At 65.0% G+C, this 26,310-nt stretch carries 23 protein-coding genes; 8 read left to right on the top strand and 15 right to left on the bottom strand.

Annotated features, from left to right (window positions below; genetic code table 11):
• Positions 1-84: 84 nt before the first annotated feature.
• Positions 85-1,050, bottom strand: a complete 966-nt coding sequence (locus ABIB90_RS24090; RefSeq protein WP_007598884.1) for a tyrosine recombinase XerC — start codon at positions 1,048-1,050, stop codon at positions 85-87.
• A 111-nt stretch (positions 1,051-1,161) separates the two neighbouring features.
• Here ABIB90_RS24090 and ABIB90_RS24085 point away from each other — a divergent pair, with 111 nt between their 5' ends.
• On the top strand, positions 1,162-3,372 hold the full coding sequence (locus ABIB90_RS24085) for a primosomal protein N' (protein WP_354201507.1): 2,211 nt from the start codon (positions 1,162-1,164) through the stop codon (positions 3,370-3,372).
• A 158-nt stretch (positions 3,373-3,530) separates the two neighbouring features.
• Here ABIB90_RS24085 and ABIB90_RS24080 read toward each other — a convergent pair whose 3' ends face one another.
• Positions 3,531-4,040 (bottom strand): septal ring lytic transglycosylase RlpA family protein, encoded by a 510-nt coding sequence (locus tag ABIB90_RS24080; protein ID WP_007598887.1) that lies wholly within the window; start codon positions 4,038-4,040, stop codon positions 3,531-3,533.
• Positions 4,041-4,685: 645 nt separating this feature from the next.
• Here ABIB90_RS24080 and ABIB90_RS24075 point away from each other — a divergent pair.
• The 6 genes from ABIB90_RS24075 to ABIB90_RS24050 all read left to right on the top strand — a co-directional run bounded on the left by ABIB90_RS24075 (position 4,686) and on the right by ABIB90_RS24050 (position 11,577).
• Entirely contained in the window at positions 4,686-5,246 is a 561-nt protein-coding gene (locus tag ABIB90_RS24075; RefSeq protein WP_007598889.1) for a F0F1 ATP synthase subunit delta, read from the top strand.
• Positions 5,246-6,775 carry a F0F1 ATP synthase subunit alpha gene (atpA, locus tag ABIB90_RS24070; protein ID WP_007598893.1) on the top strand — a complete coding sequence of 510 codons (1,530 nt, stop codon included), beginning with the start codon at positions 5,246-5,248 and terminating at the stop codon, positions 6,773-6,775. Before ABIB90_RS24075 ends, atpA begins: the two co-directional genes overlap by 1 nt.
• Before the next feature lie 153 nt (positions 6,776-6,928).
• The gene (locus tag ABIB90_RS24065; protein WP_007598895.1) at positions 6,929-7,804 is read left to right on the top strand and encodes a F0F1 ATP synthase subunit gamma; all 876 of its coding nucleotides are present in this window, start codon (positions 6,929-6,931) and stop codon (positions 7,802-7,804) included.
• Between the two features lie 52 nt (positions 7,805-7,856).
• The gene (gene atpD, locus ABIB90_RS24060; protein WP_007598896.1) at positions 7,857-9,299 is read left to right on the top strand and encodes a F0F1 ATP synthase subunit beta; all 1,443 of its coding nucleotides are present in this window, start codon (positions 7,857-7,859) and stop codon (positions 9,297-9,299) included.
• An 86-nt stretch (positions 9,300-9,385) separates the two neighbouring features.
• Complete coding sequence (locus ABIB90_RS24055) at positions 9,386-9,793, top strand: F0F1 ATP synthase subunit epsilon (RefSeq protein WP_007598897.1); 408 nt, start codon at positions 9,386-9,388, stop codon at positions 9,791-9,793.
• Positions 9,794-9,945: 152 nt separating this feature from the next.
• Positions 9,946-11,577, top strand: a complete 1,632-nt coding sequence (locus ABIB90_RS24050; protein WP_354201506.1) for an adenylate/guanylate cyclase domain-containing protein — start codon at positions 9,946-9,948, stop codon at positions 11,575-11,577.
• A 77-nt stretch (positions 11,578-11,654) separates the two neighbouring features.
• Here ABIB90_RS24050 and ABIB90_RS24045 read toward each other — a convergent pair whose 3' ends face one another.
• From ABIB90_RS24045 to proB, 10 genes are all read right to left on the bottom strand, one after another.
• Positions 11,655-12,155, bottom strand: coding sequence for an RNA pyrophosphohydrolase (locus ABIB90_RS24045; protein ID WP_354201505.1), 501 nt, complete (start codon positions 12,153-12,155; stop codon positions 11,655-11,657).
• A 63-nt stretch (positions 12,156-12,218) separates the two neighbouring features.
• A complete protein-coding gene (locus ABIB90_RS24040; protein WP_007598900.1) occupies positions 12,219-12,722 on the bottom strand; it encodes an RNA pyrophosphohydrolase in 504 nt (167 codons plus the stop codon).
• Between the two features lie 75 nt (positions 12,723-12,797).
• A complete protein-coding gene (locus tag ABIB90_RS24035; RefSeq protein WP_354201504.1) occupies positions 12,798-14,030 on the bottom strand; it encodes a divergent polysaccharide deacetylase family protein in 1,233 nt (410 codons plus the stop codon).
• Between the two features lie 143 nt (positions 14,031-14,173).
• Positions 14,174-15,529 (bottom strand): S41 family peptidase, encoded by a 1,356-nt coding sequence (locus ABIB90_RS24030; RefSeq protein WP_007598902.1) that lies wholly within the window; start codon positions 15,527-15,529, stop codon positions 14,174-14,176.
• The gene (locus ABIB90_RS24025; protein ID WP_354201503.1) at positions 15,526-16,872 is read right to left on the bottom strand and encodes a murein hydrolase activator EnvC family protein; all 1,347 of its coding nucleotides are present in this window, start codon (positions 16,870-16,872) and stop codon (positions 15,526-15,528) included. Before ABIB90_RS24025 ends, ABIB90_RS24030 begins: the two co-directional genes overlap by 4 nt.
• 33 nt (positions 16,873-16,905) lie before the next feature.
• A complete protein-coding gene (gene rlmH / locus ABIB90_RS24020) occupies positions 16,906-17,388 on the bottom strand; it encodes a 23S rRNA (pseudouridine(1915)-N(3))-methyltransferase RlmH (protein WP_007598905.1) in 483 nt (160 codons plus the stop codon).
• Positions 17,389-17,484: 96 nt separating this feature from the next.
• Positions 17,485-17,841 carry a ribosome silencing factor gene (gene rsfS, locus ABIB90_RS24015; protein ID WP_007598906.1) on the bottom strand — a complete coding sequence of 119 codons (357 nt, stop codon included), beginning with the start codon at positions 17,839-17,841 and terminating at the stop codon, positions 17,485-17,487.
• Positions 17,842-18,079: 238 nt separating this feature from the next.
• On the bottom strand, positions 18,080-18,724 hold the full coding sequence (locus tag ABIB90_RS24010) for a nicotinate-nucleotide adenylyltransferase (protein WP_354201502.1): 645 nt from the start codon (positions 18,722-18,724) through the stop codon (positions 18,080-18,082).
• A 20-nt stretch (positions 18,725-18,744) separates the two neighbouring features.
• The gene (locus tag ABIB90_RS24005; protein ID WP_354201501.1) at positions 18,745-20,040 is read right to left on the bottom strand and encodes a glutamate-5-semialdehyde dehydrogenase; all 1,296 of its coding nucleotides are present in this window, start codon (positions 20,038-20,040) and stop codon (positions 18,745-18,747) included.
• A 227-nt stretch (positions 20,041-20,267) separates the two neighbouring features.
• Positions 20,268-21,389, bottom strand: coding sequence for a glutamate 5-kinase (gene proB, locus ABIB90_RS24000; RefSeq protein WP_354169787.1), 1,122 nt, complete (start codon positions 21,387-21,389; stop codon positions 20,268-20,270).
• A 166-nt stretch (positions 21,390-21,555) separates the two neighbouring features.
• Here proB and ABIB90_RS23995 point away from each other — a divergent pair, with 166 nt between their 5' ends.
• Entirely contained in the window at positions 21,556-22,521 is a 966-nt protein-coding gene (locus tag ABIB90_RS23995; protein WP_354201500.1) for a Bug family tripartite tricarboxylate transporter substrate binding protein, read from the top strand.
• A gap of 133 nt (positions 22,522-22,654) precedes the next feature.
• Here the strand turns inward: ABIB90_RS23995 and ABIB90_RS23990 are convergent, their stop codons facing one another.
• The 3 genes from ABIB90_RS23990 to ABIB90_RS23980 all read right to left on the bottom strand — a co-directional run bounded on the left by ABIB90_RS23990 (position 22,655) and on the right by ABIB90_RS23980 (position 26,132).
• The gene (locus ABIB90_RS23990) at positions 22,655-24,289 is read right to left on the bottom strand and encodes an alkaline phosphatase family protein (RefSeq protein ID WP_354201499.1); all 1,635 of its coding nucleotides are present in this window, start codon (positions 24,287-24,289) and stop codon (positions 22,655-22,657) included.
• A 221-nt stretch (positions 24,290-24,510) separates the two neighbouring features.
• Complete coding sequence (gene obgE, locus ABIB90_RS23985; RefSeq protein ID WP_354201498.1) at positions 24,511-25,551, bottom strand: GTPase ObgE; 1,041 nt, start codon at positions 25,549-25,551, stop codon at positions 24,511-24,513.
• A 101-nt stretch (positions 25,552-25,652) separates the two neighbouring features.
• Positions 25,653-26,132: a MaoC family dehydratase gene (locus ABIB90_RS23980; protein WP_354201497.1), complete on the bottom strand. Its 480-nt coding sequence runs from the start codon at positions 26,130-26,132 to the stop codon at positions 25,653-25,655.
• Positions 26,133-26,310: the final 178 nt, after the last annotated feature.

Raw genomic sequence — 26,310 nt, 5'->3', positions numbered from 1 at the left:
GGTTCCCCACGATTGACCGAACCGCGGGCGCCGCGCAAGAGGCATGCGCGCCGCGAGGCTTGCTATGACAGCTTCATGTCAGCATCAGCGCCGCGGATGCGCGCTGGCATAGACTTCCAGCAGCCGCTCGGCATCGATGCCGGTATAGATCTGCGTGGTCGAGAGCGAGGCATGGCCGAGCAATTCCTGGATCGCGCGCAAATCGCCGCCGCGCGACAACAGATGCGTGGCGAAGGAATGCCGGAGCGCGTGCGGCGTGGCGCTGTCGGGCAGGCCGAGCGCGCCGCGCAGCCGCTCCATCGCGAGCTGGATGATGCGCGGGCTCAACGGCCCGCCGCGTGCGCCGACGAAGATCGGGCCTTCGGCCGGCAGCGGATACGGGCACATCGCGACATACTCCTGCACCAGTTCGAGCACGTTCTGGAGCACCGGCACCATGCGGGTCTTGTTGCCTTTGCCTGTCACGATCAGCACGTCGCCTTCACCGGGACGCGGCACCTCGCGGCGCGTCAGCCCCAGCGCTTCGGAGATGCGCAGGCCCGAGCCGTAGAGGAGTGCCATCACCGCGGCATCGCGCGCCAAAATCCAGGTCTCGCGATCCTCGCCGGCGCGCTCGTCGGCGTCCGCAAGACGTTTGGCCGACGCCATCGGCAACGGCTTTGGCAGGCTCCTTGCGACTTTCGGCGCGCGGATCGCCGAGAGCGCGCCGACCTTGCCCTTGCCTTCGCGCTCGAGGAAGCGGCCGAACGAACGCAGGCCCGCCAGTGCGCGCATCAGCGAGCGCCCGGCAATATCGTCGGCGCGGCGCATCGCCATGAAGGCCCTGATATCGGTGGCCTCCAGTGCGGCGAAACGCTTCAGCGTCACACGCTCGCCCCAATGGCCGCAGAGGAAATTCAGGCACTGCCGCAGATCGCGGGCATAGGCTTCCAGCGTCTTCGGCGACAGCCGCCGCTCCGCGCCGAGATGCGACAGCCAGCGCGTCATCTCCTGCGCGATGTCAGGATCGGCGCTGGCGAGCTCGATCTGTGGGGCGGCCGCTTTGCTCATGCGCTCTGGACGTGGTGATTCCACTCAGTATATCGCATCACACTCGTTTATCGTTCGCTAAGGCCGCCTCAGGGCGCTAGCCTTGAAGCCCCCAGGTTCCGATTCCCCTCCATGGACCACACGTCGCGCAGCAACGCCGTCTCCGCCAACGCGACCCGCATGGTCGACGTGCTGGTGCCGGTCGCGCTCGACCAGACCTATTCGTACAAGGTGCCGCGTGGGATGGAGCTGAAGGCGGGCGACATTATTGGCGTGCCGCTCGGCCCGCGCGAGGTGCTCGCCGTGGTTTGGGCCGAAAACGCCAATCCGGATCCGCGCCTGCACAACCGCCTCAAGGAGGTCAGCGAAAAGCTCGACATCCCGCCGCTGAAGCCCGAGCTGCGTGCAGTCGTGGACTGGATCGCCAATTACACGCTGAGCCCGCGCGGCATGGTGCTGCGCATGTGCCTGCGGATGGGCGAGAACCTCGGCCCCGAGCGGGTGCGCGCCGGCGTGCGCCTGACCGGCGATCTCCCGCGGCGACTGACGCCGGCGCGGCAGCGCCTGATCGAGGTGCTGTCGGACCGGCTGCTGCACGGCAAGTCCGAGGCGGCCAAGGAGGCCGGCGTTTCGGCCGGCGTGATCGACGGCCTCGTCGACGAAGGCACGCTCACGGTCGAGCCGATGCCGCCGCCTCCACCGCCGCCGGCGCCCGATCCGGATTTCAGCCGGCCGGATTTTTCGCCGCTCCAGCGCGCCGGAGTCGATGCGATGCGCGCGCTCGCGGCCAACGGCAGCTTTCACGTCGCGCTGCTCGACGGTGTCACCGGCTCGGGCAAGACCGAGGTTTACTTCGAAGCCGTGGCCGAGGCGATCCGCCGCGGAAAACAGTCGCTGATCCTGATGCCGGAGATCGCGCTCACCGGCCAGTTTCTCGATCGCTTCGCGCAGCGTTTTGGCGTGCGTCCCTTGGAATGGCATTCCGAGCTGACGCCGCGCACCCGCGCACGCAATTGGGCGGCGATCTCCGAGGGCAGCGCGCCGGTCGTGGTCGGCGCGCGCTCGGCGCTGTTTCTACCCTACGCCAATCTCGGCCTCATCGTGGTCGATGAAGAGCACGACCAGGCCTACAAGCAGGACGAAGGCGTGCATTATCACGCCCGCGACATGGCGGTGGTGCGCGCGCATATCGCGAAGGTTCCGATCGTGCTGGCATCGGCGACGCCGTCGGTCGAATCCGAGGTCAATGCGCGCAAGAACCGCTATCAGCGCATCGCGCTGCCGTCACGCTTCGGCGGCCAGCACATGCCGCATATCGAGGCCATCGACATGCGCCGCGAGCCGCCGGCGCGCGGCCGCTTCATCTCGCCGCGGCTGGCGTCCGAGATCAGGACCGCGATCGAGCGGCGCGAGCAGGCGCTATTGTTCCTCAATCGCCGCGGCTATGCGCCGTTGACGCTGTGCCGCGCCTGCGGCCATCGCTTTGCCTGCACCATCTGCGATGCCTGGTTGGTCGATCACCGCTTCCGCCAGCGCCTCGTCTGTCACCATTGCGGCTTCTCGATGCCGCGTCCGCAAACCTGCCCGCATTGCGCGGCGGAGGAATCGCTGGTCGCGGTCGGGCCCGGCGTCGAGCGCTTGCAGGAAGAGGCGGCCGCGCTGTTCCCGGAGGCGCGCACCATGGTGCTGTCGAGCGATCTCATCACCTCGATCGAGACGATGCGCTCCGAGCTGAATGACATCGCGGAGGGCCGCGTCGACGTCATCATCGGCACCCAGCTCGTCGCCAAGGGCCACAATTTCCCGCGGCTCAATCTTGTCGGCGTGGTCGATGCGGATCTCGGCCTGTCCAATGGCGATCCGCGCGCCTCCGAGCGCACCTGGCAATTGCTCAACCAGGTGATCGGCCGCGCCGGGCGCGAGCAGGGCCGCGGCGTCGGCTATCTCCAGACCCACCAGCCCGACCATCCCGTGATGAAGGCGCTGATCGCCTGCGACCGTGAAGCGTTCTACGACAGCGAGATCGATTTGCGCGAACGCACGCTGTATCCGCCGTTCGGGCGGCTCGCGAGCCTGATCATTTCCGCCGGCGACCGGCCGAGCGCCGAAGGCTTCGGCCGCCACCTCGTTGCGCTCGCGCCGCGCGACGAGCGGGTGGTGGTGCTGGGCCCAGCGGAAGCCCCGCTCGCCGTCATCAAGGGCCGCTACCGCTTCCGCATCCTGGTGAAATCGGCGCGCGGCTTCGACCTGTCGGATTATCTGCGCAACTGGCTTGCCGTATGCCCGAAGCCGAAGGGCAATCAAAAGCTCGAGGTCGACGTCGATCCGCAGAGCTTTTTGTAGCCGCTGTCATTCCGGGGCGCGACGAAGTCGCGAACCCGGAATCCATTCATCCACCGACCCTGCTGTTCGATGGATTCCGGGCTCGCGCTGCGCGCGCCCCGGAATGACGAAGCCCGCCGTCCCCCAAGACGGCGGGCTTGTTTCACGCGTCGCGCGCTTTAGGAGACGACTTCCGCGGTGACGCGGCCGACGCCGGCGCCGGTGAGGCCGATAGCGCGGGCAGCGCCCGTGGAGAGGTCGAGGACACGGCCGCGAACGAACGGGCCACGGTCGTTGATGGTGACGATGACGCTGGAGCCGCCATGGGTGACCCGCAGCTTGGTGCCGAACGGCAGCGAACGGTGCGCCGCGGTCATGGCGTTCTGGTTGAAGCGCTGGCCCGAGGCAGTCCTGCTGCCGGACTCGTTCCCGTAAAAGGAAGCCATGCCGGAGAAGGCACGTCCGGTGCCCTGCGACGGCGTCATCGACGCATTGGCGTTACGCCAATCGGAGGACGTGTTGGCATCGTTCTGGGCCTGGTGGCGGTGATGATGGTGGGAATACCGATGGTGATGCCGGGATTTGGCGGAAGCTTCGGTGGCAGTTCCCCCGATGAGAAGAGTTGCGGCAACAAAAGCGATCGCCGTACGCGGCCGGGTCACTGAGCCCAGCGTCTTCAAACAAAGCATATATTGGTTCCTAAGCTAGTATTGCCACATATGTGGCAAGTGGAGCCCCCGTAAGTTTGCGAGCGGGACCGCGTTTCGATTCCTAATGAGGCGTGAATTGGGCAGTAAATCCGTTCTGTGTCGCCGTGTAATATCTTGTTACCGGCGGAGATATTCGGCCGACATTCCGTAATATTGGAATTTAACGATTCGTTAACCTCTAAATTACTCGCGAATACTGTAAAACGAAGTCATCGCTTTCCGCATTTAGAATTCGGAAGTATTCGGCGAGTGAAGCTGGATGCGCCGGAATCACGCCTCAGCGATCCGTGTTCATGGCCGCTATGCGCTGAGGGCAGGAACCAATGGCCGGCATCGGCTCGGGGGTGGGCTTAGGGGCTGTGGCAATTCCGCGGCATGGCAGGTCGTCGTCGCGTCGTCGTGGAGTGCGACGAACTGGCGACAGAACGTCATGCCTTTAATTTGGCGTCATGTTGCACGTGCGCGCCTGCTATGTTAGCAAAGCCGCGATTTTAACGAGCCCGGCACTTCCGTGCGGGGTCGAAAATCGAAGTCCCGCTTGAATTCCAAGGGCTTGGATCGCTAGGCGCCGCTTTGTGGCGACGGTTTTTCCCTTGCGAGTTTGACAGCAAAAAGAGCACGTCTGTGGCTGCAGAAGATACGTCCGTTTCCGGTGTGTCGGGCCGTTATGCAACGGCCTTGTTTGAACTGGCCCGCGACCAGAAAGTGGTCGACGAGGTCAAAGCCGATCTCGAAAAATTCGAGGGCATGCTGAACGAAAGCGCCGATCTGAAGCGCCTCGTCCGCAGCCCTGTGTTCGCGGCCGATGCCCAGTCCAGGGCCCTCTCGGCCGTTTTGGACAAGGCGGGCATCGCCGGCATCTCCGCCAATTTCCTGAAAGTGCTGACCGCCAACCGCCGCCTGTTCGCGGTGGCTGACGTCATCCGCGCCTATCGCGCCCTGGTCGCCAGGTTCAAGGGCGAGGCGACGGCCGACGTCACCGTGGCGGAGGCGCTCTCGGACAAGAATCTCGACGCCCTCAAGGTTGCCCTGAAGTCGGTGACCGGCAAGGACGTCGCGCTCAACGTGAAGATCGATCCCTCGATCATCGGTGGCCTCGTGGTCAAGCTTGGCAGCCGGATGATCGATAGCTCGCTTCGCACCAAACTCAATTCGATCAAGCACGCGATGAAAGAGGCAGGCTGATGGACATCCGCGCCGCGGAAATTTCCGCGATCCTCAAGGACCAGATCAAGAATTTCGGCCAGGAAGCTGAAGTCTCCGAAGTCGGACAGGTGCTGTCCGTCGGCGACGGTATCGCCCGCGTTTACGGTCTGGATAACGTCCAGGCCGGTGAAATGGTCGAGTTCGAGAACGGCACCCGCGGCATGGCGCTGAACCTCGAGACCGACAACGTCGGTATCGTCATTTTCGGCGCCGACCGCGAGATCAAGGAAGGCCAGACCGTCAAGCGCACCCGCGCCATCGTGGACGCGCCGGTCGGCAAGGGCCTGCTCGGCCGCGTCGTCGACGCGCTCGGCAACCCCATCGACGGCAAGGGCCCGATCCAGGCCGACAAGCGCATGCGCGTCGACGTCAAGGCGCCCGGCATCATTCCGCGCAAATCGGTGAACGAGCCGATGGCGACCGGCCTCAAGGCGATCGACGCCCTGATCCCGATCGGCCGCGGCCAGCGCGAGCTGATCATCGGCGACCGTCAGACCGGCAAGACCGCGATCGCGCTCGACACCATTCTCAACCAGAAGCCGCTCAACGCGCAGCCGGACGAGAACATCAAGCTGTATTGCGTCTACGTCGCGATCGGCCAGAAGCGCTCGACCGTTGCCCAGTTCGTGAAGGTGCTGGAAGAGCAGGGCGCGCTCGAATATTCGATCATCGTCGCCGCCACCGCGTCGGATCCGGCACCGATGCAGTACATCGCGCCGTTCACCGGCTGCACCATGGGCGAGTACTTCCGCGACAACGGCATGCACGCCGTCATCATCTATGACGATTTGTCCAAGCAGGCCGTCGCCTACCGCCAGATGTCGCTCCTGCTGCGCCGCCCGCCGGGCCGCGAAGCCTATCCGGGCGACGTGTTCTATCTGCATTCCCGCCTGCTCGAGCGCGCGGCGAAGCTGAACAAGGACCAGGGCTCGGGCTCGCTGACGGCGCTGCCGGTCATCGAAACCCAGGCCAACGACGTGTCGGCCTACATTCCGACCAACGTCATCTCGATCACCGACGGCCAGATCTTCCTCGAAACCGACCTGTTCTTCCAGGGCATCCGCCCCGCGGTGAACGTCGGTCTGTCGGTGTCGCGCGTCGGCTCCTCGGCGCAGACCAAGGCCACCAAGAAGGTCGCCGGCAAGATCAAGGGCGAGCTGGCGCAGTACCGCGAAATGGCGGCGTTCGCGCAGTTCGGCTCCGACCTCGACGCCTCGACCCAGCGCCTGCTCAACCGCGGCTCGCGTCTCACCGAGCTCCTGAAGCAGCCGCAGTTCGCGCCGCTGAAGATGGAAGAGCAGGTCTGCGTGATCTGGGCCGGCACCAACGGCTATCTCGATCCGCTTCCGGTCAACAAGGTGCGCGCGTTCGAGGACGGTCTGTTGTCGCTGCTGCGCGGCAAGAACGTCGATATCCTCAACGCGATCCGCGATAGCCGCGATCTCTCCGACGACAGTGCCGCCAAGCTGAAGTCGGTGGTCGAAGGTTTCGCCAAGAGCTTCGCATAAGAGAACGGTCGCAAGGCCGGGCTTCGTGTCCCGGCCTTCCGTGCCTCACTGCATGGAAACGAAGACGTGGATGCCCGGGACACGCCCGGGCATGACGACTGGGATAGGCTAGCGGCTTGATCCAAGGGGTCGAACCGCCGGGGTGAACGAAGAATGGCGTCACTTAAAGACATGCGCGTCCGCATCGCCTCCACCAAGGCGACGCAGAAGATCACCAAGGCCATGCAGATGGTCGCGGCGTCCCGGTTGCGCCGCGCCCAGCAGGCGGCCGAGGCGGCGCGGCCATATGCCGACAAGATGAGCGCGGTGATCTCCAACATCGCCAGCGCTGCCGCCGGTTCGCCCGGCGCTCCGGTGCTGCTGGGCGGCACCGGCAAGGATCAGGTTCACCTGCTGCTGGTCTGCACCGGCGAGCGTGGTCTGTCCGGCGCCTTCAACTCCTCGATCGTGCGTCTCGCGCGCGAGCGCGCCCAGGCGCTGATCGCGCAGGGCAAGGAAGTCAAATTCTTCTGCGTCGGTCGCAAGGGCTACGAGCAGCTCCGCCGCCTGTACGACAAGCAGATCATCGAGCACCTCGACCTGCGCGGCGTTCGTCAGCTCGGCTTCCTCAACGCCGAGGACATCGCCAAGAAGGTCTTGGCCCGCTTCGACAACGGCGAATTCGACGTCTGCACGCTGTTCTACGCGCAGTTCAAGTCGGTGATCGCCCAGGTCCCGACCGCGCAGCAGATCATTCCGTTGACCGTGGAAGAAAAGGCGGCGAACGCGCCGTCGACGTCCTACGACTACGAGCCGGAGGAAGACGAACTCCTCTCCGGCCTGTTGCCGCGGAATATCGCGGTGCAGATTTTCCGCGCGCTGCTGGAAAACAACGCCTCGTTCTACGGCGCGCAGATGAGCTCGATGGACAACGCCACCCGCAACGCGGGCGAAATGATCCGCAAGCAAACCCAGATCTACAACCGAACCCGTCAAGCCCAGATCACCAAGGAGCTGATCGAGATCATCTCCGGCGCCGAGGCGGTCTGACGCACGAACCAAACGACGGTCGTTCAAGTAAAGAATTTCGAAGGAGAGCTTCATGGCTACAGCAGCTACCCAGGTCGGTCGTGTCACCCAGGTCATGGGCGCCGTCGTCGACGTTCAGTTCGAAGGCCATCTGCCGGCCATTCTGAATTCGTTGGAAACCAGGAACGGCAACATCCGCCTCGTGCTGGAAGTTGCGCAGCATCTCGGTGAGTCTACCGTGCGCACGATCGCGATGGACGTGACCGAAGGTCTGGTCCGCGGCCAGGAAGTGACCGACACCGGTCAGCCGATCTCGGTTCCCGTCGGCGCGGGCACGCTCGGCCGCATCATGAACGTGATCGGCGAGCCGATCGACGAAGCCGGCCCGATCCAGTCCGAAGGCATGCGCGCCATCCACCAGGAAGCGCCGAGCTACACCGACCAGTCGACCGAAGCTGAAATTCTCGTCACAGGCATCAAGGTCGTCGACTTGCTCGCGCCCTACGCCAAGGGCGGCAAGATCGGCCTGTTCGGCGGCGCCGGCGTCGGCAAGACCGTGCTGATTCAGGAGCTGATCAACAACGTCGCGAAGGCCCACGGTGGTTACTCCGTGTTCGCCGGCGTCGGTGAGCGTACCCGCGAGGGCAACGACCTCTATCACGAGTTCATCGAGTCCAAGGTCAACGCCGATCCGCACAATCCGGATCCGAGCGTCAAGTCGAAGTGCGCGCTGGTGTTCGGCCAGATGAACGAGCCGCCCGGCGCCCGCGCCCGAGTCGGCCTCACCGGTCTGACCGTCGCCGAGCACTTCCGCGACCAGGGCCAGGACGTGCTGTTCTTCGTCGACAACATCTTCCGCTTCACCCAGGCCGGTTCTGAAGTGTCGGCGCTGCTCGGTCGTATCCCGAGCGCCGTGGGTTACCAGCCGACGCTTGCCACCGACATGGGCGCGCTGCAGGAGCGCATCACCACCACGCAGAAGGGTTCGATCACTTCGGTGCAGGCCATTTACGTTCCGGCCGACGACTTGACCGACCCGGCGCCCGCGACCTCGTTCGCGCATTTGGACGCCACCACGGTGTTGAACCGCGCGATCTCGGAAAAGGGCATCTATCCGGCGGTGGATCCGCTCGACTCGACCTCGCGCATGCTCTCGCCGCTCGTCGTCGGCCAGGAGCATTACGACACCGCGCGTCAGGTCCAGCAGGTGCTGCAGCGCTACAAGTCGCTGCAGGACATCATCGCCATTCTCGGCATGGACGAGCTTTCGGAAGAGGACAAGCTGACGGTGGCCCGCGCCCGCAAGATCGAGCGCTTCCTGTCGCAGCCGTTCCACGTCGCCGAAATCTTCACCGGCTCGCCCGGCAAGTTCGTCGACCTCGCGGACACCATCAAGGGCTTCCGCGGCCTCTGCGAAGGCAAGTACGATCACCTGCCGGAAGCCGCCTTCTACATGGTCGGCACCATCGAAGAGGCGATCGAGAAGGGCAAGAAGCTGGCGGCCGAGGCGGCCTAAGCTGCGAAGGGCGAGCAGGGAGTAGCGAATAGTCGCGCTGCTCCCGCTCCATTCGCAATTCGCTACTCACCATTCGCAGGTTTCCAATGGCCACCTTCCACTTCGATCTCGTCTCGCCGGAAAAGCTCGCCTTCTCGGGCGAGGTCGACCAGGTCGATATCCCCGGCGTCGAAGGTGATTTCGGCGTGCTGGCGGGACACGCTCCGGTCGTGGCCGCGATCCGGCCCGGCATTCTCACCGTGACCACCGGCGGCAAGCACGAGAAGATCATCGTGCTCGGCGGTATCGCCGAAGTTTCCGACAAGGGCCTGACGGTACTCGCCGACGTCGCGACCTCGCTGGCCGAGCTCGATCGCGCCCAGTTCGCCGCGACTATCTCGGAGATGGAAGAGGGATTGAAGGAGCACGAAGGCAACGAGCTCGATCAAGCCATCGCGCGGCTCGACCACTTCAAGAGCATCCAGCAGCAGCTCAGCAGCACGGCTATGCACTAAGCCCCGGTGCATCGCGCCGGGGCCCGAACTGAAAATTCCTGAATAAGTTCAGCGCTCGTCACGGAAGTGGCGGGCGCTGAAACTTTGTTGCACCGCGCCGCCGATCGCGCCATTCTGCACTCGCGAACTTTGTTCCGGGGGCCGGCCGCAAAATGAAACGCAAGATCGCAGCGATTTTCGCAGCCGATATTGCCGGCTATTCACGACTGGTCGCGGAAGACGAAGAGGAGACGCTGCGGCGTCTCGCCTCCTATCGCGAGGTTGTCGACGATTTCATTGCCAAGGCGGGCGGACGCATCTTCAACACTGCGGGTGACGCCGTGCTCGCGGAATTTCCAAGCGCAGTCGATGCGGTGCGCTGCGCGATCGACATTCAGGAATCCCTGCGAACCCGCAACATGGCCTATCCGCCAAGCCGGCAGATGTCGTTCCGCATCGGCATCACCATCGGCGACGTGGTCGAGCGCGACGGCGATCTGCTCGGTGACGGCGTCAACATCGCCGCCCGGCTCGAGGGCCTCGCCGAGGTCGGCGGCATCTGCGTCTCCCGCGCCGTGCACGAGCAGGTCGCCAACAAGCTGTCGGTGCAGTTCGCCGATATCGGCGCGCAGGAGGTCAAGAACATCCCGACGCCGGTGCACGCCTACATGGTGGCAATGCGGCGCGGGGACGGCAGCTACGCGACGCCGCAGATCAAGAAGATGGCGAAGGCCGCGGCCGCGCCGAACTGGATGTGGCCGCTGGTGGTCGGTGTCGTCTCCGTCGTCGCCATCGGCGTCGGTGGCTTCCTCTATTTCACCAAGCTCGAGACCACCAGGGCGCCGGCGGTTGCAGCGATTGCGCCAAGCTCTGCATCAAGTCCGATGCCCAGCGCGGCTGCGGCAGCAGCGCCAAGCCCGTCAGCCACCATGGCAGCGAAAGCGCCGATGCCCATGCCGGCACCATCGGCTTCACCGATGGCCGGCAAGTTTCCCGCCGACAGCGTCCCCTTTATCAACGAGCGCATCCGCAACTACCTGGCTGGCGACTATTCCGCTGCCGGCAACTACAAGGCGTTCGCGCTCAATGTCGGCGGGTTCACCGGCGCGTCGTTGAATCAGCCGAACGAGGAAGCCGCGCGCAACGCCGCACTCGATCAGTGTCAGAAGCGCGCCGATGCCGCGCAGTCGCCGCGGCGCTGCGAGCTCTATGCGGTCGGCAACAACATTGTCTACACGCACGGCAAGCCGCCGATGCCGCCGCAACCGTTCATCCGGCATGATGCCATGACCGAGCGTGCCTTTGCCTCCAAAGACTTTCCGATGGTGCGCGATCCCGCGAAAGTCCGCCTCGAGAACATGTTCGTGCCCGCTGCAAAATCCCGCGCGGTCGCGCTCGGCCCGGGCGGTCAATATTTCATGGTGATGGGCGCATCATCCGCCGACGATGCCGCGCGGCGTTCGCTGGAATCGTGCGGCGCGATCGCCGGCGTCGCTTGCCTGGTCGTTGCGGTCGACGAGAATTTCGTCGTGCCGATCCCGATCCTGCTGAGGATCACCGGCTTCTTCCACGCGGCGTCCAACGCCTCGATCGTCGCAGATGCGCGCGACGAGGTCGTGCGCAAGCTCGCCGACGGCATGGGCTGGAACGCCGTCGCGGTCGGCACCGCGGGCCGGCCGGGCCTCGGCCTCAAGGCCGCGGACGAGCAGACCGCCGTCAATTCCGCGCTCGCCGACTGCGCCAAGCGCGACAGCGACTGCCACGTCATCGCGATCGGCCCGTTCACGGTGGGACCGATCAATTAGGCTCGCGCAAATTTCCGGCGAAAGTTCTCTAATGATTTCAACCCCGTTCTACTGTGCATGGGGTTGTTTTCGCGTTTTTAGTTGGCGAAGGGCGCAAACTGCTGCGCCACTGCGCTGTAGACGTGGCGGCGGAACGGCACCACGACATCGGGGACGCGGTCGAGCCGCTCCCAGCGCCAAGCGTCGAACTCGGCGGGCTGCCCGTTGCGCGGCGTCAGCGGATCGATCTCGTCATCCTTGCCGGTGAAGCGCAGCGCGAACCATTTCTGGAGCTGACCGCGGAATTTCGCCAGCCGATGCGTCTGCGGCCCGTCATAGGGCGGAAATTCGTAAGTCAGCCAGTCGGTCTCGCCGAGATAGGTTGCGCTCTTGACGCTGGTCTCTTCCCAGAGCTCGCGCAGCGCGGCATCGCGCAAATCCTCGCCCTCGTCGACGCCGCCCTGCGGCATCTGCCAGTCGAGGCCCGGCAGGATGATCTCGGGTCCGTCGCCCTTGAAGCGGTGCCCGATCAGCACGCGGCCATCGGCGTTGAACAGCGCGATTCCGACATTGGGACGGTAAGGCTTTTCATGGGTCACGCGTGGATCTCTCGTCGTCATTTCAGGCGATGCATTAGCATCAAGCTGGAATGGCGACCTGAACTAATCCCGCGCCAGCGCGGAAAATTCCTTCACCACGCGCTCGTAGACCGGACGCTTGAACGGGATGATCAGCCCGGTCAGGTTCTTCATCGGTTCCCAGCGCCAGCTCACGAACTCGGCCTTGTGGCCGCCGCCGGGCTTTTCGACGTTGATCTCGCTGTCCTTGCCGGTGAAGCGGACCGCGAACCATTTCTGGCGCTGGCCGCGGTAGCGGCCCTTCCAGGCGCGCCCGGCAACCGTGCGCGGAATGTCGTAAGTGAGCCAGTCCGGAACCTCGCCGAGCCGCTCGACCGAGCGCACGCTGGTCTCCTCATAGAGCTCGCGCTTGGCGGCCTCCCAATTATCCTCGCCGGGATCGACGCCGCCCTGCGGCATCTGCCAGACATGGGTGTCGTCGACATGCTCGATGCCGCCGGCACGCCGGCCGATGAACACCAGTCCGTCCTTGTTGAGCAACATCACGCCGACGCAGGTCCGGTAGGGCAGATCCTCGTAACGCGCCATTCCGCCAGACCTCTCGCATGCCGTCGGTAAGGCTGAAGCAGGCCCCGCGGGCCTGTGCCGTACCAATCCGTTGATTTAGCTGGATTTTGATTTCAGCATCGCGGTTGTCAATGGCACCAAAAGGATACCTCGGTCGCCCAATGTCTTGGTCCAGACGCCGATGCGCTCGATCGAGACCGGAAGGGCGGAGGCGGTGCCCACGGCCACGCCGCGCTCGCGTGCCGCCGCTTCGAGCTTGGTCAGGGCGCGGTCGATCTCCGCCGGGGTCGGCACTGCGTCGATCGCGATATCGCCCTTGCCGAACGGCATCGCCAGGCTGCCGGCGGCCTGCGGTGCGATGCTGCGGGGCGATGAGCCGTCGTCGAAGAAGCCGAGGCCGCGCTTGGCCGCCTCGCGAATGATCGGCTGCATCGCCGGCTCCGTTGCGATGAAGCGGGCACCCATGAAATTGGTGAGGCCGGCATAGCCCTGGATCCGGCTCAGATGCCAGTACAGGCGGTCCATGTTCTGGTCGGCACTCAGCGAGGTCAGCAGCGTCTGCGGTCCCGGATCGTTGTCTGGGAAGTCGTAGGGCTCCATCGGAATCTGGAGGAAGATCTCGTGGCGCTGGGCGCGGGCGCGCTCGGCGAGTTTTCCTGGATCGGAACCATAGGGTGTGAAGGCCAGCGTCACCGCCGGTGGCAGCCGCATGATGGCATCGGTGGTCTTGGCGGCGCCGACGCCGAGGCCGCCGATCAGGATCGCGACCACCGGCATCTTGGCGGCCTTGGCGCGATCGGCATCCGCCGCATAGACGTTGAACGGCTTCAGATCCCCGGACATCGCGGGGATCATGCCGTAGCGCGATTTCTCAAGGAGTTTTGGGTCGATCCCGGCCATGACTGGCGGCGGTGCGGAGGCCGAGGCCGCCTCGCTTTTGCCGGCGGCATCGCCGCCGATCACCACGTCGTGGCGGGTGCCGGTGGAACCGTCGATCATGGTGACGGTCTTCTGCTCGCCCGCCTGCTTCGGTGCGTCCCTGGTCTCTTGCTTGCTTTCCTGCTTGCTGTCCTGGCCGTGGCTGGCGGCGGCCGGCTTGTCGTCGCCGGTCTTGTCTGCGGCACTGGGCTCGCGGATCGCGAGCCGCGTCATCGGCTCGCCGCCGAGCGGATCCTTGTTGAAGATGGCGAAGCCGGCAAAGGTGACCAGGAACAGGCCGAGCAGGACTGCGAGCAGCTGCATGGCCGTGAACGGCAGCCGCAGCCGGCGCTTCCGGCGCGGCTTGTCCCGTCCGAGCGGGGCGCTCAGATCATCGGCCGTTTCAGTCATGCGCGATCCCGAATCACTCGAGATGACGATACCACGCCGGGGTCAAGCGGCGGCAGGCCGGGATAGGCCGGGGATATCAGGAGCTCCAAGCAAAAAGGGCGGCTCCGGGAGCCGCCCTTTTCGTCAGATCGCGATGCGCCGACTTAGTTCGCCGCTTTGGGCTTGTCGGTCGTGGCCTTGTCGCCGCCCGGGGTGGGCGCTGCGGAGGCGCTGTTCTTGATGCCGTGGAGCAAATCGTCGGCGAGCTTGAGCGCCTTGTCGTCCTTGGCGTCCGGCGGAACGTAGGACTGCGAGCCGGTCTTCTCGTCGCCGTCGTTCTTGAGATGGCCGCGCAGCGAAGCTTCGCCCTTGGTGTCGGTGCGCGACTTCAGCTCGTCCGGCACGTCCTGCAGCACTTCGATGTCGGGCACGATGCCCTTGGCCTGGATCGACTTGCCCGACGGCGTGTAGTAGCGCGCCGTGGTCAGACGCAGCGCGCCGTTGCCGGAGCCGAGCGGAATGATGGTCTGCACCGAGCCCTTGCCGAACGAACGCGTGCCGACGATGGTCGCGCGCTTGTGGTCCTGCAGCGCGCCGGCGACGATCTCCGACGCCGAAGCCGAGCCGCCATTGACCAGCACGATCACCGGCTTGCCCTTGGTGAGGTCGCCCGTATGCGCGGTACGGCGCTGGGTCTCCTCGGCATTGCGGCCGCGGGTCGAGACGATCTCGCCCTTCTCCAGGAAGGAGTCGGAGACGGTGACCGCTTCCTCGAGCAGGCCGCCCGGGTTGTTGCGGAGGTCGATGACGTAGCCCTTCAGCTTGTCGCCGATCTGATTCGAGAGGTTGGCGACCTCGCGCTTCAGGCCTTCGGTGGTCTGCTCGTTGAAGGTGGTGATGCGGATATAGGCGATGTCGTCGGCCTCGATGCGGGCGCGCACCGAACGGACGCGGATGTTGTCGCGCACCAGCGTGACGTCGATCGGATTGTCCTGGCCCTTGCGGATGATCTTGAGCTTGATCTTGGTGTTGACGGGGCCGCGCATCTTCTCGACCGCCTGGTTCAGGGTCAGGCCCTGCACCGCTTCGTCGTCCAGATTGGTGATGATGTCGTTGGCCATGACGCCGGCCCGCGAGGCCGGGGTGTCGTCGATCGGGGAGACCACCTTGATCAGGCCGTCTTCCATCGTGACTTCGATGCCGAGGCCGCCGAACTCACCGCGGGTCTGCACCTGCATGTCGCGGAAGCTCTTGGCGTCCATGTAGCTCGAATGCGGATCGAGACCGGTGAGCATGCCGCTGATCGCGGATTCGATCAGCTTGGTGTCGTCGGGCTTCTCGACATAGTCCGAGCGGACGCGCTCGAAGACGTCGCCGAACAAATTGAGCTGGCGATAGGTGTCCGCGGTGGCGGCTCGCGCGCTGGAGCCCATGAAGACTGCGCGCGGTTGCGTCACGAACAGCGTCAGCGCCGCACCGGTGGCCGCGCTGAGGAGGATAACTGAAGTCTTGCGCATCATCCGCGAACCTTCTCGCCTTCATTTGCGGCCCACCATGGGCCTGGATCGATTGGAGTGCCGTCTTTGCGGAACTCGACATAGAGCACAGGTTGACTCGCGTTCGTGGCGAGAATGGAGGCGACTTGAGAAGTCGACCCCATGGTCGCGACAGGCTCCCCCGTGAGCACAAACTGACCGATGTTGACCGAAATGCGCTCCATCCCGGCGATCAGCACATGATACCCGCCCCCGGCATTGAGGATCAAGAGTTGTCCATAGCTGCGGAAGGGGCCGGCATAGACTACCCAGCCATCACACGGCGTCGTGACCTGGGAGCCGGGCCGGGTCGCCAGCGAAATGCCCTTCTGGACCCCGCCGAGCCCGTCCGAACCGCCGAAATCCCTGATCTTGTTACCGTTAACCGGAAGAGGCAGCAGACCCTTGGCCGCGGCAAAGGCCATCGCGGGGGTGGTCCGGGAACGATCCTTGAAAGCGCCAGGGCCGGTCTTGGCGCTGGCGGCCGCGTTTGCAGCGGCCTTTGCCTCGGCCTGCTTGGCGGCCTCAGCCGCCTTCTCAGCCGCCTTGGCGGCACTTTGCAGATCCTGCTCCATCTTGGCGATCAGCCCCTGGAGATCGCCGACCTGTCGTGAGAGCGCGACGGCGCGCGCATTCTCGGCGTCGAGGTCCTTTTCGCGCGACGCCTGCTGGCGCTGCCGCTCGTCGACCAGAGCTGCGAGCCGGGTCTGGTCGTTGCGCACCTTGTCGCGGTCGGAGGCAAGCTGGTCGCGCTCGGTCGCGATGGTCTTGCGCAAGGCCACGAGCTCGCCGAGCTCGCTTGCGATCTTCTCGGCGCGGCCGCGCAATTCCGGCACCACGGCACCGAGCAGCATCGCCGTGCGCAGCGATTGCAGGGCATCCTCGGGCCTTACCAACAGCGCCGGCGGCGTCCGCCTTCCGGCGCGCTGCAAGGCCGCCAGCACCTCGACGATGTCGGCGCGGCGCGAATCGAGCGAGCTGCGCATCGCCTGCTCGCGGCCGTTCAGCGATCGCAGCCGCGCTTCGGCTTCGTCGATCTTGGTCTCGACGGTGCGCACATTGGCGGCGGTGTCGATCAACTGTTGATTGAGCTGGGTGCGGTCCTGGCCGAGCGAGGTGATCTCGGCCTTGAGCTTGGCCTGCGCTTCCTCCGCGCTCTTCTTGCTGGCGCGCGTGGCTTCGAGCTCCTGCTCGCGCTGCTTGATCGCATCGGGCGCGACGGCCGCAGTCTGCGGTGCAGGCGTCTGAGCTTGCGCAAGGCTTGCGCCCAAAATACTTGCGCCGGTCATGCCGGCGATCAGCAGCAGGTTGAGGACAGGCGCTCGCATCGCTTTAGGCAAAGGTGCTCGTTGTGGCGCGGATCACGCGCGGTGATAGGGGTGGCCGGCCAGAATGGTGGCGGCCCGATAAAGCTGTTCCAGAAGCATGACGCGGACCATTTGATGCGGCCAGGTCGCAGAGCCGAACGCGATCGCGAGCTTGGCCTTACGGCGCAATTCGGGCGAAAGTCCGTCCGCCCCTCCGATCATGAAGATAGTGTGACCGGCACCCTCGTCGCGCCAGCGGCCGAGATGCCGTGCGAAAACGGTCGAATCCAGATTCTGGCCGCGCTCGTCCAGCGCCACCAGGACCGATTTTTCGGGAATATGCGCCGAGATCGCCGCGGCCTCTTCGGCCATCCGCGTCGCGGTATCGCGCGCACGGCTTTCGGGCAATTCGTGGATGGCGAGCTCGCGGAATCCGAGCTTGCGGCCGGCCTCGTCGAACCGCTCGAAATAGCGGTCGGCAAGCTCCCGTTCGGGGCCCTGCTTCAGCCGGCCCACCGCAATGACGGCTATGCGCATAATATGTTCAGGGTCGCGTTTTCTGGACCGCGCGCGATATGCGCGCGCACGACGCTAGCATGCGCGTCAGCCGATTCGAAATCGGCCAGCAGCCTCTCAGATCGCCTTCGCCGCCCCTGGGCCCTGCGTGTACAATCTCTCGAGACTGTAGAACTCGCGGACCTCGGGTCTGAACACGTGCACGATCACATCGCCGGAATCGATCAGCACCCAGTCGCAATTGGGCAAGCCCTCGACGTGGATGTTCTTGATGCCGTTTTCCTTGAGGCCTTTGGCGACGTTCTCCGCGATCGCGCCGACGTGCCGGTTCACCCGGCCGGTCGTGACGATCATGTAGTCGGAGTAGGCCGATTTGCCGCGAAGGTCGATGGTAACCGTCTCTTCCGCCTTCATGTCGTCGAGGCGGGAGAGGATCAGGCTCAGCGTCTTGTCGGCGTCGGGTTGCGCCTTCAAGGCCGCAGCTTTGGTCGATGTTTTACGCGTCGGCTTGGCAACCTTGGGTAAAACAGACTTCGGTGAAGCCGTCTTGGGTGATGCTGTCTTGGACAATACAGATGTGGTCAGGGACCATTCCTTTCACTGTATCGCGAACGCCGAATCCGGCGCTCACTGGTTACACTACATCATGTGGGGTTAAGGGTTTCAATATGCCAGAGAGCCGAAGGCCGCATGGCGTTCGCACAAATCCGACTCACTTCGTACCTTTCCAGCTTCCGTCCGGGTTCCGTAAGCCGGTCGACGAGAGATTCAGCTTCATACCGGTCAGGAATACCCAGGCCGGGGCGGCCCGATCGGCAAGCAATGGCGCCTCATTCTCCGGCAAGCGGTAGCGCCTGAGCGCCTGGGCGGCGGGAGAGGCGAGGGCACGAAAGCTCTGCGGCGGGCGATCGATGACCGCGATCGGCACCTGACCGGCGATGCGCCGCCAGTGCTGCCAACGATGGAATTGAGCGAGGTTGTCGGCGCCCATGATCCAGACAAAGCGCAAGCCCGAGAGGCGGCGGCGCAAGGTGTTGATCGTGTCGATAGTATAGCGCGTGCGAATGACGGATTCGAGACAGCTCACCTCGATCCTGGGGTCGTCGGCCATTTCGCGCGCCGCCTGCATGCGCTCGCCGAGCTCGTGCAACGCGCCGTTCTCCTTCAGCGGATTGCCTGGCGTCACCAGCCACCACACGCGATCGAGCTGGAGACGTTTCAGCGCGAACTGGCTGATCGCGCGATGGGCCTGGTGCGGCGGATTGAACGAGCCGCCGAGCAGGCCGATGCGCATGCCCGAAGTGTGGCTTGGTATGGCCTGCGCGAAGAAACGTGGCGCGACGAAATTGTTGCTCAATGCCCCGAGCCCTGCGTCGTCTACGGCCGCGTCTGCCCGGTGCCGTGAACGCGATATTTGAAGCTCGTCAGCTGCTCGGCGCCAACCGGGCCGCGGGCATGGAATCTGCCGGTGGCGATGCCGATCTCGGCGCCGAAGCCGAACTCGCCGCCGTCGGCGAACTGCGTCGAGACGTTGTGCAGCACGATCGCCGAATCGACCTCGCTCAGGAATTTCTTCGCAGCGGTCTCATCGGCGCTCACGATCGCATCGGTATGGTGCGAGCCGTGGTTCTGGATATGCGCAATCGCGCCGTCGACGCCGTCCACCACCTTCGCTGCGATGATCGCATCGAGATATTCGGTGTCCCAATCGTCCGCGCTCGCGGGTTTGACGCGGGCATCGGTCTTTTGCACGGCATCGTCGCCGCGCACTTCGCAGCCGGCCTCGATCAGCATCTCGACCAGCGGCTTCAGGTTTTTACCGGCAGCGGCGCGATCGACCAGCAGCGTCTCGGCGGCGCCGCAGACGCCGGTACGGCGCATCTTGGCATTGAGCACGATCGACTTCGCCATGGCGAGGTCGGCGCTGCCGTCGATATAGACATGGTTGACGCCTTCGAGATGCGCAAACACCGGCACGCGCGCTTCCTGCTCGACGCGCGCGACCAGGCTCTTGCCTCCGCGCGGCACGATCACGTCGACGGCGCCGTTCAACCCCGACAACATCTGGCCGACTGCCGCACGGTCGCGGGTCGGCACCAGCGTGATCGCGGCCTCGGGGAGGCCCGCTTCGCGCAGGCCCTGCACCAGGCATTCGTGGATCGCGCGGCAGGAGCGGAAACTGTCGGAGCCGCCGCGCAGGATCACGGCATTGCCGGACTTCAGGCACAGCACGCCGGCGTCCGCCGCAACGTTCGGCCGGCTCTCAAAGATCACGCCGACGACGCCGAGCGGCACGCGCACGCGCTCGATGGTCATGCCGTTCGGCCGTTGCCAGCTCTCGGTGACGATGCCGACCGGATCGGCAATGCCGCGCACGATGCCGATGCCCTCGGCCATCGCCTCGACGCGGGCCGACGTCAGCGTCAGGCGGTCGATGAAGGAGGAGGTGGCATTGCCGGAGGCGCGGGCATCGGTGACGTCCTCGGCATTGGCAGCAAGGATCGTAGCTGCATTGTTGCGGATCGCCCGCTCCATGGCCTCGAGCGCCCGGTTCTTCTGCTCCGGCGGCGCCAGCGCGAGCACGCGCGCGGCAGCGCGGGCACGGGTACCGAGATCGGTCATCAGCGCCTGAAGATCGGCATTGCCGTCGACGGCTTTGAGGGGGGCGGCCATGGGGAGTTCAACCTTCTGCTAAGGCGGTGTCCTAGCACGGAAATCCCGCTTTTGCGAAGGGCGGGGAGGGTATGGCAGGGCTTCACGTGTTGGTTCGGCTGGGCCAATGACCCATCTACGGCGTCATGGCCGGGCTTGTCCCGGCCATCCACGGATTGCCACGCGGTGCAAAGAACGTGGTTGCCCGGGACAAGCCCGGGCATGACGGTCTGGGCGCCTGCCGGCCCCTACCCGCCCACCACCAGATCATCCCGGTGGATCATCTCCGCCCGCCCGCTGATGCCGAGGATGGCCATCACGTCCGGGGAGGAGCGGCCCTTGATCCGCTCGGCATCGTCGGCGTCGTAGGCGATCAGGCCGCGGCCGACCTCGCTGGTGTCGGGGCCGCGCACGATCACGGCGTCGCCGCGGGCGAACTGGCCCTCGACCTTGATCACGCCGGCCGGCAGCAGGCTGGCGCCCGCGCGCAGCGCCGCGACCGCGCCGGCGTCGATCGTCAGCGTGCCCTTCGGCTCCAGCGAGCCCGCGATCCAGCGTTTTCGCGACGTGATGGGATTGGCCGGCGTCAGGAACCAGGTGCAGCGGCCGCCATCGGCGATCGCCTGAAGCGGATGCTCGATCTTGCCCGAGGCGATCAGCATATGCGTGCCGCCGGTGGTCGCGATTTTTGCGGCTTCGACCTTGGTGCGCATGCCGCCGCGCGAGAGCTCGGATTCGGCGTCGCCTGCAACGGCCTCGATCTCCGAGGAGATGCTGTCGACGACCGGAATGAGCTTGGCGTTCGGGTTGTTCTTCGGCGGGGCGTCGTAGAGCCCGTCGATGTCCGATAGCAGCACCAGCAGGTCGGCGCTCGCCATGGTGGCGACGCGCGCGGCGAGGCGGTCATTGTCGCCGTAGCGGATCTCGTTGGTGGCGACCGTGTCGTTCTCGTTGATCACGGGGATCGCGCGCCACTCCAGGAGCTTGCCGATGGTGGAGCGCGCGTTGAGATAGCGGCGGCGCTCCTCGGTGTCCTGCAGCGTCACCAGGATCTGGCCGGCGCCGATGCCGTGGGCGCCAAGGACCTCCGACCAGATCCGCGCCAGCGCGATCTGACCGACGGCGGCGGCCGCCTGGCTCTCCTCCAGCTTCAGCGGGCCGCGCGGCAATTTCAGGCGGCTGCGGCCGAGCGCGATCGAGCCGGAGGACACGACGAGCACGTCACGTCCCTCGCGATGCAGCTTGGCCATGTCGTCGGCGAGCGCGGCAAGCCAGGACGCCCGCACCTCGCCCTTGTCGGAATCGACCAGCAGCGCGGAGCCGACCTTGACGACGATGCGGCGGAATTGACTGAGTTCGGGGCTGGCCATGTGTGTATGTGGTGTGTGTATGTGCTGGAGAGCGGCGCCGGTAAGGCCTGCTTTTGCAGCAGGACGATGGCCGGCGCAAGGCGGCAGGCCCGGTAAACGGCGCTTGTCCGGAGCGCCCGTCTGGCTCTAACTGTCGCCAACCATAATGGGCTCAAAGAGGAAACCAATGGATCGCCGCAACTTCATCGCCGGATGCCTCGGGTTGCCGTTGTTGGCGCAGGTGGGCGGTTCGCAAGCACAGACCGGGCTGACAAAAATGATCTTCCCGTTCGCGGCGGGAGCGGGTGGCGACACGCTGTGCCGGCTGATCGCGCAGGAGATGGCGCCGGCGCTGCAGCGGACCATCGTGGTCGAGAACCGCACCGGCGGAGACGGCCTGATCGGCATCAAGGCGGTGAAAGGGGGCAGCCCCGACGGCAGTATGGTGCTGGTGACCACCGGGCCCACGATGTACCTGCTGCCGATGGTGGAGACGACCCCGAGCTTCGACACCGCAAGAGATTTCGTCCCGGTCTCGCTGCTGGCGCGGTTTGAGTTCGCCGTCGTGATCAGTCCGACGATCGATGCCGCGGATTTCAAGGGATTCGTCGCCTGGCTGAAGGCGCATCCGGACAAGGCATCGTTCGGTGTGCCGAGCAACGGCACCATCCCGCATTTCATGGGCTCCAAGCTCGAGAAGGACCTCGGCATTCCCATGACGCGCGTGCCCTATCGCGGCAGTGCGCCCATCCTCAACGACATCATCGGCGGTCACATCTCCTTCGGCATCGTCACTTTGGCCGATGCGCTGCCGCAGCATCGCGCCAAGGGCGTGAAGATCATCGCGGTCGCGAGCGCCGAACGTTCGCCGTTTGCCTTGGAGGTACCGACCTTGAAGGAGAGCGGCATCGATCTCGTCGCCGACGCCTGGTACGGCATGTGGCTTCCCGCCGGCAGCGCGCCGGAATTCGCCAGCAAGCTCGGCGCGGCCGCAAGCGCCGTGCTCGCCAAGCCTGAGGTGAAGGAGAAGCTCACCGCGATCGGGCTGATCCCGGTCGGCAGCAGTGCGGAAGGTCTGGCCAAGGAGCTCGCCACCAACACCGCCTTTTGGCAGCCGATCGTGAAGGCGACGGGGTACAAGATCGAGAATTGACCCGAGCGCTTCACTCTCTCCTCATCCTGAGGAGCGCGCTCTTGCGCGCGTCTCGAAGGATGAAAGGCCCGACTGCCACAGCGCGGCCTGCATGGTTCGAGACGGCGTTTCGCGCCTCCTCACCATGAGGGTCTTAGAGCTTCGCGCGTTGCGCGATGCCGTCCTTGATCGACGCCAGCTCCGCTTCGTCCCAGATGCCGATCAAAATCCCGCCCTTCACCTGGAGCTGGTTGTCGGCATAGGCCGCGATCTTCTCGCGCGGTGTTGTGATGTGGTCGTTGGGATGCAGCGCCCAGTCGAACAATTCGGCTTGCAGTCGTGCGATGATGCCGGCGCACTCTGGATCGTCGCCGCGATCCAGAAACTCTTCCGGATCGGTTTCGAGGTCATACAGCATCGGGCGGAAGCCTGACGCGTGGATGTATTTCCAGCGGCCGTCGAACACCATGAACAGGCGGCAGCGTTCGATCGGCTGGTTCAGCTTCAGCCGCACGTCCTGCATGACATAGTCGTATTCGGAGAACGCCACCTTGCGCCAATCGGGCGGGCTCTCGCCGCGCAGCAGCGGCAGCAGCGAGCGTCCCTCGAGGATATGGCCCGGCACCTTGCCGCCGAAATAATCCACGAACGTCGGCGCGAGATCGATGGCTTCGACCAGCGCATCGTTGCGCGTGCCGCGCGTCGCATCCGCCTCCTTCGAAGGGTCTATGATGATGAGCGGGATCTTCGCCGACTGCTCGTGGAACAGGTCCTTCTCGCCCATCCAGTGATCGCCGAGATAATCGCCGTGATCGGAGGTGAACACGATCATGGTGGTGTCCGAGAGGCCGCGCTCCTCCAGAAACTTCATCAGCACGCCCATCTGGTCGTCGATCTGGGTGATCAGACCCATATAGGTCGGGATCACCTTCTCACGGGCATTGTCGCGCGCCATGTTGCGGGAGTAGCGCATGTCCATATAGGCGCCGAATACCGGATGCGGATTCTGGCGCTCGCGTTCGGAGCGGATCACCGGAATCATGTCATCCTTGGAATACATGCTGGCGTAAGGTTCGGGCGCAATGTAGGGCCAGTGCGGCTTGATGTAGGACAGATGCAGGCACCACGGCCTGCCGTCGGTCTCCGCTTCGCCGATGAAGTCCATCGCGCGTCGCGTCATGTAGGGCGTTTCGGAATGCTCGTCCGGCACGCGCGCGGCCTTGTCGGCATGCACGAGCAGCCAGCCGTTCTGGAGCGAGCCGTCCTCGGCCGCGCCGGAATTGGCCCAATGCTCCCAGGGATTGGGCGCATCAAAACCCTGCTGGCGCAGATACTCGTCGTATTTCGGGCGCGGCCGCCCCGTGGGATGCAGGCCGTCGTCACGCTCATAGGGCTCGAACCCGCATTCGGCGACGTGCACGCCGATCATCGATTCCGGCGGGATGCCGAGTGCTTTCATGCCTTCGAGATCGGGCGCCATGTGGGTCTTGCCGACCAGCACGTTGCGCACACCGAGCTTGTTGAGGTGATCGCCGAGGGTGGGCTCGCCGACGCGCAACGGCCAGCCGTTCCAGTGCGAGCCGTGCGAACGCATGTAGCGCCCGGTGTAGAACGACATGCGCGACGGGCCGCAGATCGGCGACTGCACATAGGCCTTGCTGAACAGCACGCCGCGCTTCGCCATGGCGTCGATGTTCGGTGTCTTCAGCGTGGGGTGGCCGGTGCAGCCGAGATAGTCATAGCGAAGCTGGTCGCACATGATCCAGAGAACGTTCTTCGCGCGCGCCATGAATCATCCCTGCCGTTTCTTGATTGGCCGATGCTGCGCTATCGAGGGCGCGAAGACAAGCAGGGGGTCCGATTCCGCTGCGTCACAAGCAACGAACCTCATCCTGAGGAGCCCGCGACAAGCGGGCGTCTCGAAGGATGGCCACGGGCGAGAGCCGGGCCTTCATGGTTCGAGACGCGCGTTCCGCGCTCCTCACCATGAGGGTCTTCAAGCCGGATTGTTCAAACCGACCAAGGCTCCGCTTCGGCCGCGCTCTTGGCTTTCGCCGAGACCGGGCTCTCGCCGATCACATCCGCTAGAGCGCGCAGCGCTTCCTGCACGCCATCGCCGGTGGCGGCGGAGAGCAGCAGCGGGGTCTTCTTGGCGGCGCGCTTCAGCCGTTCCTTCTGCTTCTTCAGCTCGTCCGGCTCGACCGCGTCGATCTTGTTCAGCGCGACGATCTCGATCTTGTCGGTGAGCTGCCCGGCATAGGCGTCCAGCTCGGTTCGCACCGTCTTGTAGGCCTTGCCGGCGTGCTCGCAGGTCGCGTCGATGAGATGCAGCAGTACGCGGCAGCGCTCGACATGGGCGAGGAAGCGGTCGCCGAGACCGACGCCTTCATGCGCGCCCTCGATCAGGCCGGGGATATCAGCCAGCACGAATTCGCGGCCGTCGGCATTCACGACGCCAAGCTGCGGATGCAGCGTGGTGAAGGGATAGTCGGCGATCTTCGGCTTGGCCGCGCTGACCTTGGCGAGGAAGGTCGATTTGCCGGCATTGGGCAGGCCGACGAGGCCGGCATCCGCGATCAGCTTCAGCCGCAGCCAGATCCAGCGCTCCTCGCCGGGCTGGCCGGGATTGGCATTGCGGGGCGCGCGGTTGGTCGAGGTCTTGAAATGCGCGTTGCCGAAGCCGCCATTGCCGCCTTCGGCCAGCACGAACTTTTCGCCGACGGTGGTGAAATCGTGGATCATGGTCTCGCGATCTTCGTCGAAGATCTGCGTGCCGATCGGGACCTTCAGCACGATCGACTTGCCGTTGGCGCCGTGGCGGTCCGACCCCGAGCCGTTCTCGCCCTTCTGGGCCTTGAAGTGCTGCTGGTAGCGATAGTCGATCAGCGTGTTCAGGCCGTCTGCGACCTCGATGATGACATTGCCGCCGCGGCCGCCATTGCCGCCGGAGGGGCCGCCGAATTCAATGAATTTTTCGCGGCGGAACGCCACGCAGCCGTTTCCGCCGTCGCCGGAGCGGATATAGACCTTTGCTTCGTCAAGGAATTTCATGGGCCATAGGTAGGCCAGCCGGTCCCGCGCGGCAACCCGGATAGACCCGCAAATCGGCCGAATTTCCGCGATTTTGGGGCGTGCTTAACCCCGGGACGACGTTAGTTGGGCCGGCGCCGGATCAGGAATTTCTGCACACCCTCCAGCACCAGCTCCTTGCGCTGGTTGAACACGGTGCTTTTGAGCGTCACGGCGCCGGTCGAGCGTCCCGGCACCAGCTCGGTGACCTCTAGCGCGGGATAGATTGTGTCGTCGGCGAACACCGGCTTGAGGAACCGGCTCGATTGCTCGAGGAAGCCGACCAGGGAGTCCTCGACCATGAACGGAAACAGGCCTGCGCCGGGTGCGGTGTGGATCAGCGTCTGGAAACCGTGGGCGAGCAGATGCGGCATGCCGCGGCTGCGGCAATACTCCACATCGTAATGCACCGGATGGGTGTCGCCGCTTGCGGTCTGGAACGCCGCGAACACGGCCGTCGTCTGCGTGCGGCTCGGCAGCACAAAGCGCTCGCCGACCACGAAATCCTCAAACCAGCGTTGCGCGGGGATCATGCGATGCCGGGCCGGGTCGAAGTCGGTCATGGCTAAGCTCTTTCCTGGCTCTTTCGTTCGGTGTCGCCTATCGCTACCGCGACGCGAAGAGTGCGGCAATCCGTTCAATTCGGCTTGCGCGGGCTTGTCGCGGGCGCTCACGTCATTAAAACGACCGCAAGCGACTCCGGTCGCCATTCCGACGCTCTCTCCGCTCGTCATTGCGAGC

Source organism: Bradyrhizobium sp. JR4.1, from assembly GCF_040548605.1.
Lineage (GTDB): Bacteria > Pseudomonadota > Alphaproteobacteria > Rhizobiales > Xanthobacteraceae > Bradyrhizobium > Bradyrhizobium canariense.
Note: the sequence above shows the minus strand (reverse complement) of the source record. Positions and strands in the feature narration are given on the sequence as shown.